The sequence below is a fragment of the Klebsiella michiganensis genome (assembly GCA_000963575.1).
In the GTDB taxonomy this organism is placed as follows: domain Bacteria; phylum Pseudomonadota; class Gammaproteobacteria; order Enterobacterales; family Enterobacteriaceae; genus Cedecea; species Cedecea michiganensis_A.
Map to the genome: position 1 here is coordinate 243,339 of CP011077.1, position 14,576 is coordinate 257,914.

A 14,576-nucleotide genomic window follows, 5' to 3' on the forward strand; every position below is an offset into this window, starting at 1 on the left:
AAACCGGTATTGCCATGATTACAACTAAACGGTGGCGGAGATAAAACCGGATAATTTGAGTTAAGGAAACATTTTTTATGCACACACAAACTATTTTTGAACTGAGTCAGGAAGCCGAGCGGCTTTTGCAATTAGCGTTGCAAAACCTTAGCGCTTTAAAAGTCGCTCCGCTGGCTTTACAAAATGAACAAAATAGCGCTTTAGCGAACCCTGTGGCCTCGGTACATCCATTGAAATTTAGCCCACGCGGTATTGAATTGCAGAAGGATATGCTGCAAAACGAAAGGCGCAAAATAACCCAACATGAAATGGTTCTGGCGATTGTCGGCACCATGAAAGCGGGGAAGTCGACCACCATTAATGCCATTGTGGGCACGGAGGTTCTGCCTAACCGCAACCGGCCAATGACGGCGCTACCGACGCTGATTCGCCACACGCCGGGCCAGCGCGAGCCGGTGCTGCATTTTCCCTATGTTCAGCCGATAGAGAGCCTGATGGGGGAGCTGCAGGAGAAGTTGCTTATCACCAGCCGGGAAGCGCTGGCGCGCAAGCTGGAAATGGACCGGGATATGGAGGCGCTTATCGCCCGGATAGCCAACGGCACCGGTTTTGAGCGCCATTATCTCGGGGCGCAGCCTATTTTCCACTGCCTGAAAAGCCTGAACGATCTGGTGCGCCTGTGCCGGGTTCTGGATGTCGCCTTCCCGTTTAAAGCCTACGCCGCCATTGAGCATGTGCCGGTCATTGAGGTGGAGTTTGTGCATTTGGCCGGCCTCAAAAACGGCCACGGTCAACTGACGCTGCTGGACACGCCCGGGCCAAACGAAGCGGGGCAGCCGCACCTGCAAAAGATGCTTAAAGAGCAGCTGGCACAGGCTTCAGCCGTGCTGGCGGTGATGGATTATACGCAGCTCAAGTCCATATCCGATGAAGAAGTCCGGGAGGCGGTGCTTGGCGTCAGCAAATCGGTGCCGCTGTATGCGCTGGTGAACAAGTTCGATCAGAAGGATCGCAACGGTGACGATGAAGCTCAGGTGAAGGCGATGATTGCCGGGACTCTGATGAAGGACAGCATTGCGCCGGACAACGTTTTCCCGGTATCGAGCATGTGGGGCTATCTTGCCAACCGCGCCCGCTACGAACTGGCCACGCATGGCCGTTTACCCGATCCTGAAGAGCAGCGTTGGGTGCAGGACTTTGCGGAAGCGGCCCTGGGCCGGCGCTGGCGCAGTACGGATTTGGCCGATATTGAGCATCTGCGCCATGCGGCGGACTTGCTGTGGGAAGACTCCATGTTTGAGTCACCGATTGAGACTATCCTGCATACCGCGCACGCCAATGCTTCTCTGTACACGCTGCGTGCGGCGTGCCACAAGCTGCTGGATTATGCCGAGGGCGCCGAACGCTATCTGAGTTTCCGCTGCCAGGGGCTGCAGGTGGCCAGCGAAAGCCTGCAGGATAATATCCAGCAGCTTGAGCAGGATATTCAGCTGTTGCAGCAGGCTCAGCAGTCGGTGAGCACGGTGATTCAGCAGCAGGTCAGCGATGCCCTGGCGGGAATTGGTGATTTTGTGCAACGCTTCGAAACGCAGATTCATCGTGACCTGAAAACCTATTTCCGGGAAGGGCGGCTGGGCGCAGAGAATCTGCACCCGCTATACCCGCACACGTTGACGCGGAGCGTGGATTTTTCGCCGGGCAGCGACAAGCTGATGGGCGAAGATGAAGCGACGGCGCGCACCTTGCTGCACAAGGTCCGCGCTTCCAGCGAAAGCATTTTATTTGCCGCCCAGCAGACGCTAAGCGGGGAGCTTGGCGCGCTGCTCAGTAATCTTGAAGCGAGCCTGAGTTATACGCTGCAGTCGGCGTTGAAACCCATTGAACAGCGGGTGAGCGACGGCCTGAAAGTGGCCGGATTCCGCGCCCATATTAGTCTGCCTGCGTTCCAGGCCAGCCAGCTGAACTTTAATACCCAATCGACCTTTACCAACGTTATCGAAAGCCAGGAAGTGGCGATGTCGGAAATGCAGCCGCAAAACGGGATGCGAGGCGTGCTGGCGCGCTGGTTAAACGGCGTGGACTGGGGCTGGGAAGACTACGCGGCCACCCATAGCCGCTACGTTATTGACCTGGAGAAGCTTCAGCAAAAGCTGCATGACCATGTGTCGAGTTTCATGGGCCAGATAAACCAGGCCATTACTGCGCAGGTTGATATTTCTGTAACGGCCGGGATGGCAACGTTTTTCGCTGATTTTAGCGGCGCACTGGATGCTATTCACAGCAATTTGCGGCAGAGTCTTTCCGCAAAGCAGCAGAACGACACCGTGCTGTTTTCTCTGCAGAATAAGCTGGAACAGAGTGTCAGAACGGCACGTTACATTCACGAGGATACCCGCCTGTTGCGCGATGATATCCAGACGCTTTTCTCAGCGGAGCAATGATGAGCAGTGTATTAATGGAAGGGCCAATAAGAACCCTCAGCTGTCTTAGCGAAAAATTTGTCGTCGATTTTGCAATGGGGATTGATGTCGCCCGCCAGCCGTGGAGCAGCCCGCAAAGCAAGGCGTTTTATGAGCAGCTTCTGGCGTTGTTCGTCGTCGTGGCGCGGCGGCAGGCCGGGATGGCCGGTATACCACCGCAGGACGAGCTTGAAGCGTCGCTGATAAGCCTCGGCCTGCTGTCGGCAGACCTGGCGAAAAGCTACTTAGCCAACAGCCAGATAAGCGAGAGAATTGCCCAGCTGGAGCCGGTTTCTGCCCGCACGGCGCACCATTCGCCAGCGGTTCGCGAGCGGCTTCAGGCCCTGCGCGAGCAGTTCTCTCAGCGATTGGCCCGGCTAGAAGAAGAGTTTCAGCACAGCGATCTTGTGCGCCAGGGCATGGTCCACTGTGAGCAGATCTTCTCCCGCTGGCGCAGCGGGCACTATTTTTCATTCTCTCCGGCTGCGCGTTGCTACGTCGCACTGGAGGAGCTGCGCTGGGGCACCTTTGGCGATGCCGTACGTCTGGGAACTCCGGAGCAGGCGGAGGCGTTGATTGAGCAGGTACGCGGCCTCGCCATCAGCCGCCTGGCGGAGGAAGTGAATGCTTCCCCCCGTACCCGCCACTATTTCCATGAATGGCTGGCGACGCCAACATCTCCGGGTTTGCTGGAGCATAAAGACGCTTTGACCTGGCTCGGTGACGGCTGCGACATCGAACGCCAGCCGATAGGTTACTCGGTCACCCAGAGCTGGCAGGGCGTGGCGTTGGGGATGCCGCGTATTTGTTCGGCCATGCGCCTCGGCAGCGCGCTGGTCGATGAAGTTTTTGGCTAACTGACTTAGCGTTCTCAGGGAAGAGACAGTTCCATCTCACCGGCATTCTCCCGCATGCTGTCTTTTAATCGCAAATATCTTCCATGAAGGGTCGGCCAAGGTTTTGCTCACCTTAAGCACAACTTCATATGCAGCATCCGCCCCGGTGAACGGCTCGCTTTATGTCCGGCTCTGACTTCAACTGCAACGTCGCTTCTGGCTTTTAGCCTAACCCTCTCCCGGGCAGGGAGAGGGTGAAGGTAAAAACTAGAACGCCGTCTCTAACTCATCCAGCACGTTATACTCGTCGTCCACCAGCAGCAGCGCCTTCCACTTATCAAACGTCAGGCACGGGTGCGAAGTGCTGAACACCAGAATATCCCCAACCTGCACATCCGCGCCCGGCTTGAGTTTCAACATAGCATGCTGGTCCATAATCCCGGTTGCTTCGATGGTTTCTGACGGCGAGGCCAGCGGTTTGCCCTGGCGGTAATGCGCTATCGGCTGCGGCAGACCGGCATCAAAGGCGCTGTCGCGCTTGCCAAAATTCACAATCGCCCGGTCGCTCTCCGGCACCGACTGCACCATAGCCACCAGCTCCAGCGCGGAAACCAGATCGCCGCCGAGATCGCAGGCGATCCGATCGCGCGCCATCAACTGATCCTGGGCTGCCTGATAAATACCGCCGTCGTGAGTGATGTAGCAGCCGGGGCGAATCGCAATGCGGCAGTTGGCCGGTTTTTCTGCGGCGAGCCAGATATTACACACCACGTCGTACCAGACCGAACCTGCACCGGTGAGCAGGAACTCACCGTCTACGTAGCGTTCCATCTGGCAGGCTAGGGCTGCCGCGTCCTGCAGGAGGGCTTCGACTTTGGGCTGTGGATTTTCACCGTGTAGCACGCCTTCGTACAGCTCCAGGCCGCGTAACGTCAGGCCAGGTAATTCTGCCACCAGTTTTGCCAGCGCCAGCGCCTGTTCAGTGCCGCGGCAGCCGCAGCGGCCACCGGGCACGCCAAGCTCAATCAGCACGTCGAGGGTTTGCCCCTGCTGGCTAAAAAAGGCCGACAGGGTGCGGGCGTTTGCCTCGCTGTCCACGCAGCAAATGTAGTCGACGGCGGTATGTTTATGCTTCAGCTGTGATACCAGCGTTATGTTCGCTTTGCCCACCAGCTGGTTAACCATTAGCACCCGCTCAATGCCCGCGGACATCGCGATGCTGGCTTGCCATGCGCTGCCTACGCCGATGGCCCACGCTCCCGCTTTTTGCTGTTGCTGGAAGATCCACGGCGTCATGGTGGTTTTACCGTGTGGTGCCAGCGAAACGCCGCGCGCATTGGCGTAGTCCTGCATCCACCTGATGTTGTTTTTCAGGGCTGATTTTTTTATCAGCGCGGCGGGCAGGCAAACGTCTTCGTTGAGGACATTGGCAGGGGAATGCATGAGGGCGGACTTATGGGGTACGAGGTTAATCTCCTGGTATTTCATAACGTATTTTCTCCGAGGTTGTTCTGTCTTTCAGATTAAGTATCATTTTTAATGCATTGTTATTATTTGGTATTTTATTTTTATTCGATATTTAGTGAATAAAAGTATCATTAATCTATCAGGCTTTTGCTTAGTTTTTCACTGTTTTTGTGGCTTGTAAATGGTTAACTTGCACTCAGATTTTTATTGGCGTGAGGCGCATATGAAGTTTGATTATCTCTTCAGGAATGTCACCGTGATTGATGGTTCGGGCGGTGCGGAATATCTGGCCGATGTGGCGGTGCAGGGCGAGCGTATTGCCGACATCGCGCCGGGTATTACCGGTGAGGCCGTGCATGAGATCGACGGCAGCGGGCGGGTATTGGCGCCGGGGTTTATTGATGTCCACACGCATGACGACATTAACGTGATCCGTTTTCCTGAATATCTGCCGAAAATTAGCCAGGGCATTACCACCGTGATCGTCGGCAACTGCGGCATCAGTGCGGCGGGCGCAACCATTAACGCGCAGGTGCCTGACCCGATGAACCTGTTGGGCGAGGCGCATCAGTTTGTCTATCCCACGGTTGAGGCGTATGCGCATGCCGTGGAGCAGGCTCGCCCGGCAATCAACGTCGGCACGCTTGTCGGTCATACCGCGCTGCGTAATAACCAGATGGATGACCTGTTCCGCCCGGCGACGCAAGAAGAGATTCTCGCCATGCGCGAGCAGCTTAAGCTGGCCCTGCAGCAGGGAGCGTTGGGATTAAGCTCTGGGCTGGCTTATGGCAGCGCGTTCCACTCCACCACCGAAGAGGTGATGGCGCTGGCGGAGGAGCTGGCGGCGGAGAAGGGGATTTACACCACCCATTTACGCTCCGAGTTTGAGCCTATTTTAGAGGCGCTGGATGAAGCTTTTCGCATCGGCTGCCACGGAAATGTGCCGGTTGTGGTGTCGCATCACAAATGCGCCGGGGCGAAAAACTGGGGGCGCACGGTTGAAACGCTAAAGTTGTTCGACAAAGTACGCGAGCAGCAGGATGTCTCCTGTGACTGTTACCCGTATTCCGCCAGCTCTTCAACGCTGGACATGAAGCAGATAACCGATGAATTCGACATTGTCATCACCTGGTCAGAGCCGCATCCGGAAGTGGCGGGGAAGACGCTGCTGCAAATCGCCGAAGAGTGGTCGATGTCACTTCACGAAGCGGGAAAATTACTGATGCCCGCGGGCGCGATTTATTACAACATGGACGAGCAGGACGTTCGGCGCGTGCTGAGCTATCCAGTGACAATGATAGGCTCCGACGGGCTGCCTAACGATCCGATGCCGCATCCTCGGCTGTGGGGCGCCTTCCCGCGCGTGCTGGGACATTACAGCCGCGACGAGAAGCTTTTCCCGCTGACGCAGGCGGTACATAAGATGACGGGCATGTCGGCGGCTCGGTTCCAGCTGCCCGAACGTGGCCTGGTGAAGCGCGGTTATTATGCCGATCTGGTGTTGTTCAACCCGGTAACCGTGCGGGATGTGGCGAGCTTCAGTAACCCGAAACAGCCTGCCGCAGGTATTGAGGCGGTGATGGTGAACGGGGTGATGAGCTACGGGCTGGCGCAAAAAGTCACCGGGCGTGCGGGGCGGTTCCTGCGTCGGCAGAAGTGAATATAGCTTAGCCCCTCACCCCGGCTCTCTTCCTCAGGGAGAGGGTGAGGGTAAACCGATCAATAAGGAGTAATGATGAGCATTAAACGTTATGGCGTTGGCGGCAGTACCGGTACCGGCGGGCAGCACCTGCCTTTTGCCAAAGCTGTGGAAGCGGCCGGCTGGCTGTATGTTTCCGGCCAGACGCCAATGAAGGACGGGGAAGTGGTTGAGGGGGGAATTGTCGATCAGTCGCGGCTGGCGATTCAGAACTGCGTGGACATCATGGCGGAAGCGGGCTACACCCTGGCTGACGTAGTGCACGTAAAGGTTTACCTGACCGATGCTCGCTATTTTCAGTCTTTCAACAAAGTATTTCGTGAATTCTTTGGTGACCATCCTCCGGCCCGCGTGTGCTGCGTTGCGGACCTGGTGGTGGACTGCAAAGTTGAAGTGGATGTCACCTGCTATCGCTCAGACCGGGGCTAATTTCTAAGCCTGTTTTCCCCTCTCAGACAGGAGAGGGGAAATAATGAGAGCAAGATAAAAATATAAAAATTAAAACCAAAACGTAACTGGCATCGTTATTACGGTAGCCAACGGGCTCCCTTTGTATTTTTTCAGGTGCCTGTTCTTTTCACCAATGACTGCTGGAAGTGAATCATGAATAATATTTCATTCCTTATCTGCTTTGGTCTTTATGCCTGCGCGATGATTATTCTCGGCTGGTTTGTTTCCCGTAACCAAAAGAGCGGTGAAGATTTCTTGCTGGGCGGGCGCTCTCTGCCGATGTTTTTAACGCTGGGTTCCACGGTGGCGACGATGGTCGGCACGGGGTCAAGTATGGGAGCGGTGGGTTTTGGCTACAGCAATGGCTGGGCGGGGATGCTTTACGGGCTTGGCGGTGCGGTGGGTATTTTGCTGGTAGCCTGGCTATTTGCCCCGGTACGAAAATTGCGTTTCATGACAATGAGCGAAGAACTTTCTTATTATACGGGGGCCAGCCACTTAATTAAAAATATCGTCGGCCTGCTTATATTTGTCGCCTCTATTGGCTGGTTAGGTGCTCATATTCTTGGCGGTAGCCTGTATTTATCCTGGGCTACAGGAATAGATATGACGGTGGCAAAAATTATTATTGCTCTGGCATTTGCGATTTATGTCGTAATCGGTGGTTATTCAGCTGTGGTCTGGACTGACACTATCCAGGCACTGATTTTGTTCTTCGGTTTTATTCTGATGGCGATACTTGCCGTGATTCACGTGGGTGGCTGGGAGGCTATTCAACAGGCGATGGCTCCTGAGGCGTTGAGCTTCCTTGCCGTCGACAAGCTGGGTGTGGTACCCGCACTCTCTCTGGCGATGGTGATTAGCGTTGGCGTACTGGCGACACCTTCCTATCGGCAGCGCATTTACTCAGGGAAGGATGTGTCATCCGTGAGGCGCTCGTTTGTGTATACCGGCATACTGTATTTATTCTTCTCTATCCTTCCGGCTATTATCGGGATGGCGGCCTTTACCATGAACCCGTCTCTTGAAAACAGCAACTATGCTTTTCTGTTTGCGACAAGTTTCCTGCCGAGCCTGGTGGGGCTGGTGGTGCTGATTGCCGGGCTGTCGGCCACCATGTCTTCGGCAAGCTCTGATGCCATCGCCGCCGTAACGATAGTGATGCGCGATCTCTACACGATAATAACGGGCAGAATGCCGCCGGAAAATAAAGCCATTATGCTGTCCCGCTGGATGCTGGTGCTAGTGATTGGCCTGGCGCTGATCTTTGCCCTGACCTCCAACGACATCATTAGTTACATCACCAAAATGATTTCCACCCTGATGTCTGGTCTGTTTGTCTGCTCGATTCTGGGGCGCTTCTGGCTGCGCTTTAACTGGCAGGGGGCGCTGGCCGCGCTGGCAGGCGGCGCGGGAGTATCCACTGCGGTGTTGGTCCATGACCGCTGGCTGGCATACTGGGGCAACCCCTGCATTCCTTCCGTGCTGGCGAGCCTGGCCGCTGCTGTTATCGTTACGCTGGTCACTCCGGCCAGCAAGATGAGCCGTGAAGAGGCGCTGGAGGTGATTACCCGCGAAAGGGAAAGTCGCCCCGAGTCTGTGCCTGCTCCGCTAAGGAGCGGCAAATGAACGAGAACTACATCGCCGTGGACTGGGGTTCAAGTCAGCTCAGAGCCTGGCATTTTATCGCCGGTCAGCCGGTAGCCAGTCTGGATTTGCCGCTGGGCGTTAGCCGCCTTGAGGCATGTACGCCCGAGGCTGTGTTTGAGCAGCACATAGCCCCGTGGCGTGAAAAGGCGCCAGTGCCGGTCATTATGGGCGGAATGATCGGCAGCGATGCAGGCTGGCAGCAGGTTCCCTATCTGGCTTGCCCCGCTGCTCTAAGCCAGCTTGCCGCCGGACTGAAAGAAGTTGCCGAAAATGTGTGGATTGTTCCGGGGCTAAAAGTGGAAGCCGAAAATGTGATGCGCGGGGAGGAAACTCAGCTGCTTGGTGCCATGCGGCTGGCGCCTACCACGCATTACGTAATGCCCGGAACCCACAGCAAATGGGTACAAGCCGAGGGCGAACGCGTCAGCGCATTTTCTACGGTGATGACCGGAGAACTGCATCACCTGTTGATGACTTGCTCACTGATTGGCAAGGGGCTGCCTGCGCAAATCAATGATGATGCTGCGTTCCGGCAAGGGCTTGACCGGGGGCTGTGTTCGCCCGCATTTGTCGGCGAGTTATTTTACGCCAGGGCGGCGAGAGTGCTGGGCAGCGTGCCAGCATCCTGCGTCGCTGAACTGCTGTCCGGGCTGCTGATTGGCGCTGAAGTTGCCGGGATGATGACGCTCCATGAACCTAAAAACGTCACGCTGGTGGCCAGCTCTTCTCTCTGTCGCCGCTATCAGCAGGCCTTTTCCCTGGCCGGGGTTGAAACCCAATGTGTGGCAGGTGAAGACGCTTTTCAGCAGGGCATAAGGAGCCTTCTCGATGCACGATGCTAATCCACTGATCGCCATTCTGCGCGGGGTTCAGCCTTTTGAGGCGGCCGCGCACGTTGAGGCATTAATTGAAGAGGGCTTCCGTTACCTGGAAATTCCGCTCAACTCGCCGGGTTGGCAGCAGAGCATTGCCGGGGTGGGGGCTAAGTTTGGTCGGCAGGCCTGCATTGGTGCCGGAACGGTACTGAAGGTGGAGCAGGTTACCTGGCTTGCTGACGCCGGCGCCGGGCTGATAGTGACGCCTAACACCGACCCGCGTGTGATAGCCCTGGCAAGAGAGCGCGGCATGCTGGTTTGTGCCGGATGCGCTACCGCAACGGAGGCATTTACCGCGCTGGAAGCCGGGGCACAGTGGCTGAAAATTTTTCCATCTTCGGCATTTGGTCCGGCGTACATTTCCGCGCTGAAAGCGGTATTGCCGCCGGAGACGCCGGTGTTGGCGGTGGGAGGTATTACGCCGGATAACCTTCCGTTGTATCTCGACGCTGGCTGCCAGGGCGCAGGTTTAGGCAGCGATCTCTACCGTGCAGGGCAAGATGTAAAAGTGACCCGGCAGCAGGGAAGACGCTTTATGGACGCCCTCAGGCGGTATCACCGCTAATCCCCCAGCGGCTGCCTGTCAGCCCCGCCGCGATGGCTGTCCAGCGCCAGCTTGATGCGGCGCAGTCGATCCTTCGCCTGGCTTTTGTTGGCCATCGCCAGTTCGGTGGCCAGCACATCAATCATCGCCAGCATCGCGTAGCGCGAAGTGCTCGGCTTAAAAATGTAGTCGTTTTCGCGAATAATCAGCGGCAGCACAATGTCTGCCTGCTCGGCCAGCGGCGTACCCTGCGGAGTAATGGCGATGATCTTTGCACCGTACTGGCGGGCAATGGCCGCGCTCTCCACCACTTCCGGGGTGTAGCCTCCCAATGATAGCGCCACAACCACATCGTTGGAGGCCACCGACGCCGCCATCATCCTCGCCAGCAAGCCATCGCTTTGGCTCACCACCGGCATGCCGAGGCGAAACAGACGAAACTGTAACTCCTGCGCACAAATCGTCGACCCGCCGCCCATGCCCAGCGCCAGAATCTGCCTCGCATTATTCAGCCAGGTCACGGCCTTGTTCAGTGACTCAGCGTTTAGCGCACGGCGGTTGATGTCCAGCACGTTGATGATGGTTTCGTAGATCCCCTGCACGCCTTCCAGGTCCGGCACATCGAGAATAAATCTTTGCCCCACGGCCAGCGACTGGGCCAACTTCACCTTCAGTTCTCGCACGTCCTTGCAGCCGATAGCCCGGGCAAAGCGGGTAATTGAAGCCTGGCTGGTTTGCGTCTGGCGTGCCATTTCCGAAATCGGCAGCGCCGCGGCAGACTGCACGTCGTCCAGAATAAACTGCGCGATGCGCTTTTCGGTGGCGGTCAGCTCAACAAAGCGATCGGTGATGCAGGAGATAATATCGATGGTGTAGCTCATGGCGCGACCCTGGTACTTGTGCAAAAGGAGAAGGTACTTTGTATCATAAATCCGTTACCTGGGGCGCACCATGTGAATTCAGGATGGCTCGCTTATCGCTTCCATACGCCGCTGCCCGATTGTGGCCCGAATAAACGCGGCGATGAAGACCAGGGCAGAAAGCACAACGATGGTCGGCGCGGGGGCGCTGTCGATAAAGAATGAAAGGTAGACGCCAAGAAACGACGTCACGATAGCCTGCGCAAGCGCGACCAGCATCATGCCTTTAAAGGTGCGCGTCAACAGTGAGGCGATAGCCCCAGGAGCGATGAGCAGGGAGATGGCGAGAATGATCCCCACCGCCTTCAGGGCCGCGACGATGGTCAACGAGACCAGGCAAAGCAGGCCATAGTTCAGCAACTTGACGTTCAGGCCGGATACCTGCGCCTGAATAGGATCGAACGCGTGCAGCAGTAAATCTCGCCATTTTAACGCCACAATAATCGCCGTGAGCAGCGCAATGATCCCCGTTTGCAGAATATCACTGCCGCTCACGCCCAGCATGTCGCCGAACAGAATGTGGTCGAGGTGGATATCCGGTTTCAGGTAGACGTAAAGCACTAGGCCCGCGCCAAACATACCGGAAAAGACGATGCCCATAACCGTGTCGCGTTTGATGCGGCTGTTGTCCTGCAGGTAGCCGGTGGCAAAGGCGCAAAATAGCCCGGCCACGAAGGCGCCGAGGCCCAGCGGCAGGCCGACCATCCAGGCGATCACCACGCCGGGGAAGACTGCGTGGCTCATGGCATCGCCCATTAGCGCCCAGCCCTTTAGCACCAGGAAGCAGGAGAGCAGCGCGCACGGGATGGCGACCAGCGTCGTCATGGTCAGGGCATTGATCATAAAGCCAAACTGGAAAGGAGAAAGCAGCGTATCTAACAGGCTCATGGCGTTTGCTCCAGGCTCAGGCGCGCGCGCCGACGGTTAGCCAGCAGGCCGTGTTTGGGGGCAAACACGAAGGTCAGCAGGAAAATAAGCGTTTGCAGCACCACGATAATACCGCCGGTGGCCCCGTCGAGGAAATAGCTAATCCAGGTGCCGAATGCGCTGGTAAAAGTGCCTAACGTGACGGCAATGATCAACAGTTTGGGGAAGCGATCGGTCAGCAGCCAGGCGGTTGCGCCCGGCGTGACCACCATGCAAATCACCAGAAACGCGCCAACGGTTTGCAGCGCCGCCACGGTGGTGGCCGACAGCAGGGTGAAAAATAATCCTTTGAGCCAGAGCGGGTTAAGACCAATGGAGCGGGCGTGATTCTCGTCGAAGAAGGTCACCATCAGGTCTTTCCATTTCAGCAGCAGAATCGCCAGCGAGACAAAGCCGATAATTGCCAGCTGCACGATATCCGACGGGGCGATGGCCAGGATATTGCCGAGCACGATGGTCTGGATGTTTACTGAGGTTGGGTTGAGCGACACCATAAATAGCCCGAGGCCAAAGAACGACGAAAAGATAAGGCCAATGATGGTGTCTTCCCGCAGGCGCGTGCGCTGGTTTAAAAACAGCATGGTACCCGCCGCGAGGCCGCCTGAGAAAAATGCGCCGATGGAAAACGGCAGGCCGAGCATATAGGCTCCGGCCACGCCGGGCACGATGGAGTGGGAGAGGGCATCGCCAATCAGCGACCAGCCTTTCAGCATCAGGTAACAGGAGAGGAAGGCGCACACGCCGCCAACCAGCGCCGATACCCAGATGGCGTTAAACATGTAGCCATAGCTAAACGGTTCGAGCAGGACGGACATTACGGCTCCTCTTTTAACGCCGAACCGTGGATAAACGGCCTTTCGTCGTCGGTGAATACGCTGGTTTCTTTCCCGGTTAAGGTGACGTGACGCAGTACGCCGCTGAAGGCCAGCTCAAGATTTGCCTGGGTAAAGGTGACGTCGGTCGGGCCGCAGGCCAGCACGGTACCTTTCACCAGCACGGTGTAGTCGCAATAGTCGGTCACGGCGCCCAGGTTGTGGGTTGAGACCAGCATCGTGCGGCCCTCATCCCGCAGTTCGCGCAGCAGGCTGATGATCTGCTCTTCCGTTTTTACGTCCACGCCGGTGAACGGTTCGTCCAGCAGAATAACCTGACCGTCCTGGGCAATTGCCCGGGCGAGAAACACGCGTTTTTTCTGCCCGCCGGATAGTTCGCCGATTTGGCGCTGGCGGAAGTCGCTCATGCCGACGCGGGCAAGGGCGTTGTCAACCGCCTGTTTGTCGGCCTTGCCGGGAATGCGTAGCATCCCCATATGACCAAAGCGGCCCATCATTACCACGTCTTCCACCAGCACCGGAAACGTCCAGTCCACGTCCTCGGACTGCGGCACATAAGACACCAGGTTGTTGCGCAGCGCTTTTCGCGTGGGCATATCCAGAATCGAGATGCTGCCGCTGGCAAGGTGCACAAAGCCCATGATGGCTTTAAACAGCGTGGATTTCCCGGAGCCGTTGACGCCTACCAGGGCCGCAATAGTGCCGGTCGGAATTTCAAAGCTGGCCGCCCGCAGCGCGGTGTGGCCATTGCGATAGGTGACGCTGGCGTCCTGAACGATTATGCCGGGACGACGACTCATTTCTTCAGACCTTCATTGATGCCGTTAACGATGGTGCTGGTGGTGACACGCAGCAGATCAAGGTAGGTCGGCACCGGGCCGTTTGCGGCACTCAAGGAGTCGACATACAGCACGCCGCCGTAATGTGCGCCGGACTCCCGCGCCGCCTGGCGAGCAGGCTTGTCGGAGATGGTGCTTTCGCTGAAGATAGTCGGGATTTGGTACTGGCGAATGCTGTCGATCACTTTACGCACCTGTTGCGGGGTGCCCTGCTGATCGGCATTGATCGGCCACAGATAGAGTTCTTTCAGGCCAAAGTCGTTGGCGAGGTAGGAGAACGCGCCCTCACTGGTGACCAGCCAGCGCTTATCTGCCGGAATTTTTGCCAGCTCGTTGCGCAGCGGCTCGATGGTCTGCCGAATTTTTTGTTTGTAGGCTTCAGCGTTGCGCGTATAGGTTGCGGCGTTGTCCGGATCGTATTTAACGAACGCATCCCGGATGTTATCGACGTAGATCAGCGCATTTTGCGGCGACATCCATGCGTGAGGGTTGGGTTTGCCGTTATAAGGGCCTTCGGTGATGCCCGTCGGCTGAATGCCGGTGGTGACGACAACTTCAGGCACGCCTTTCAGGTGCTGATAAAACTTCGCGAACCAGAGTTCGAGGTTCAGTCCATTGGTCAGGATAAGCTGCGCGCCCTGCGCCCGACGAATGTCCCCCGGCGTGGGCTGGTATTCGTGAATCTCCGCGCCTGGCTTGGTGATGGACTCCACATCGGCAGCGTCACCGGCCACGTTCTGAGCCATATCAGCGATGATAGTAAAGGTGGTGATTGCTTTAAATTTTGCCTGCGCCTGAGCGGCACCAAACAGCATCGCCAGAGCGGCGGCGGCTGCGAAAATACTTTGCGTTAACTTCAGTTTCCCGGACATCGTCTTCCCTCACGAGTGATTATAGATTCAGCGTTTATAGCAAGTGCTATAAAACATAGCTGTTGCTATAGCTAAATGCAAACTATTATCATTTGTGTGATTTAAAAGCGGGGAGTCCCCTCACCCCAGCCCTCTCCCCAGAGGGGCGAGGGAGAAAAAACTCTGGGAAACACTGGTTATTGTTTCTACCCAAGGGATGAAGATG

At 56.7% G+C, this 14,576-nt stretch carries 13 protein-coding genes; 7 read left to right on the forward strand and 6 right to left on the reverse strand.

Annotation, left to right across the window (positions count from 1 at the left end):
* The first annotated feature begins 77 nt into the window (after nucleotides 1-77).
* Entirely contained in the window at nucleotides 78-2,441 is a 2,364-nt protein-coding gene (locus tag VW41_01115) for a hypothetical protein (GenBank protein ID AJZ87744.1), read from the forward strand.
* On the forward strand, nucleotides 2,441-3,316 hold the full coding sequence (locus tag VW41_01120; GenBank protein ID AJZ87745.1) for a hypothetical protein: 876 nt from the start codon (nucleotides 2,441-2,443) through the stop codon (nucleotides 3,314-3,316). Before VW41_01115 ends, VW41_01120 begins: the two co-directional genes overlap by 1 nt.
* A 246-nt stretch (nucleotides 3,317-3,562) precedes the next feature.
* On the opposite strand, the gene VW41_01125 is transcribed toward VW41_01120, so the two are convergent.
* Entirely contained in the window at nucleotides 3,563-4,783 is a 1,221-nt protein-coding gene (locus VW41_01125; GenBank protein ID AJZ87746.1) for an aldolase, read from the reverse strand.
* 202 nt (nucleotides 4,784-4,985) lie between these two features.
* On the opposite strand from VW41_01125, the gene VW41_01130 reads away from it, so the two are divergent.
* From VW41_01130 to VW41_01150, 5 genes are all read left to right on the forward strand, one after another.
* Nucleotides 4,986-6,422: a D-aminoacylase gene (locus VW41_01130; GenBank protein AJZ91813.1), complete on the forward strand. Its 1,437-nt coding sequence runs from the start codon at nucleotides 4,986-4,988 to the stop codon at nucleotides 6,420-6,422.
* A gap of 75 nt (nucleotides 6,423-6,497) precedes the next feature.
* Nucleotides 6,498-6,890: an endoribonuclease L-PSP gene (locus VW41_01135; GenBank protein AJZ87747.1), complete on the forward strand. Its 393-nt coding sequence runs from the start codon at nucleotides 6,498-6,500 to the stop codon at nucleotides 6,888-6,890.
* Nucleotides 6,891-7,064: 174 nt separating this feature from the next.
* Entirely contained in the window at nucleotides 7,065-8,540 is a 1,476-nt protein-coding gene (locus tag VW41_01140; GenBank protein ID AJZ87748.1) for a sodium:proline symporter, read from the forward strand.
* Nucleotides 8,537-9,403 (forward strand): 2-oxo-3-deoxygalactonate kinase, encoded by an 867-nt coding sequence (locus VW41_01145; protein ID AJZ87749.1) that lies wholly within the window; start codon nucleotides 8,537-8,539, stop codon nucleotides 9,401-9,403. Before VW41_01140 ends, VW41_01145 begins: the two co-directional genes overlap by 4 nt.
* A complete protein-coding gene (locus VW41_01150; GenBank protein AJZ87750.1) occupies nucleotides 9,390-10,001 on the forward strand; it encodes a 2-dehydro-3-deoxy-6-phosphogalactonate aldolase in 612 nt (203 codons plus the stop codon). The genes VW41_01145 and VW41_01150 overlap by 14 nt, the downstream gene beginning before the upstream one ends.
* On the opposite strand, the gene VW41_01155 is transcribed toward VW41_01150, so the two are convergent.
* The 5 genes from VW41_01155 to VW41_01175 form a co-directional block, all read right to left on the reverse strand.
* Nucleotides 9,998-10,861: a transcriptional regulator gene (locus VW41_01155; GenBank protein ID AJZ87751.1), complete on the reverse strand. Its 864-nt coding sequence runs from the start codon at nucleotides 10,859-10,861 to the stop codon at nucleotides 9,998-10,000. The genes VW41_01150 and VW41_01155 overlap by 4 nt on opposite strands.
* A 78-nt stretch (nucleotides 10,862-10,939) precedes the next feature.
* A complete protein-coding gene (locus VW41_01160) occupies nucleotides 10,940-11,788 on the reverse strand; it encodes a membrane protein (protein ID AJZ87752.1) in 849 nt (282 codons plus the stop codon).
* Nucleotides 11,785-12,642: a membrane protein gene (locus VW41_01165; GenBank protein AJZ87753.1), complete on the reverse strand. Its 858-nt coding sequence runs from the start codon at nucleotides 12,640-12,642 to the stop codon at nucleotides 11,785-11,787. Before VW41_01165 ends, VW41_01160 begins: the two co-directional genes overlap by 4 nt.
* The gene (locus VW41_01170; protein AJZ87754.1) at nucleotides 12,642-13,460 is read right to left on the reverse strand and encodes a manganese/iron transporter ATP-binding protein; all 819 of its coding nucleotides are present in this window, start codon (nucleotides 13,458-13,460) and stop codon (nucleotides 12,642-12,644) included. Before VW41_01170 ends, VW41_01165 begins: the two co-directional genes overlap by 1 nt.
* Nucleotides 13,457-14,371, reverse strand: a complete 915-nt coding sequence (locus tag VW41_01175; protein AJZ87755.1) for an iron ABC transporter substrate-binding protein — start codon at nucleotides 14,369-14,371, stop codon at nucleotides 13,457-13,459. The genes VW41_01170 and VW41_01175 overlap by 4 nt, the downstream gene beginning before the upstream one ends.
* Nucleotides 14,372-14,576: the final 205 nt, after the last annotated feature.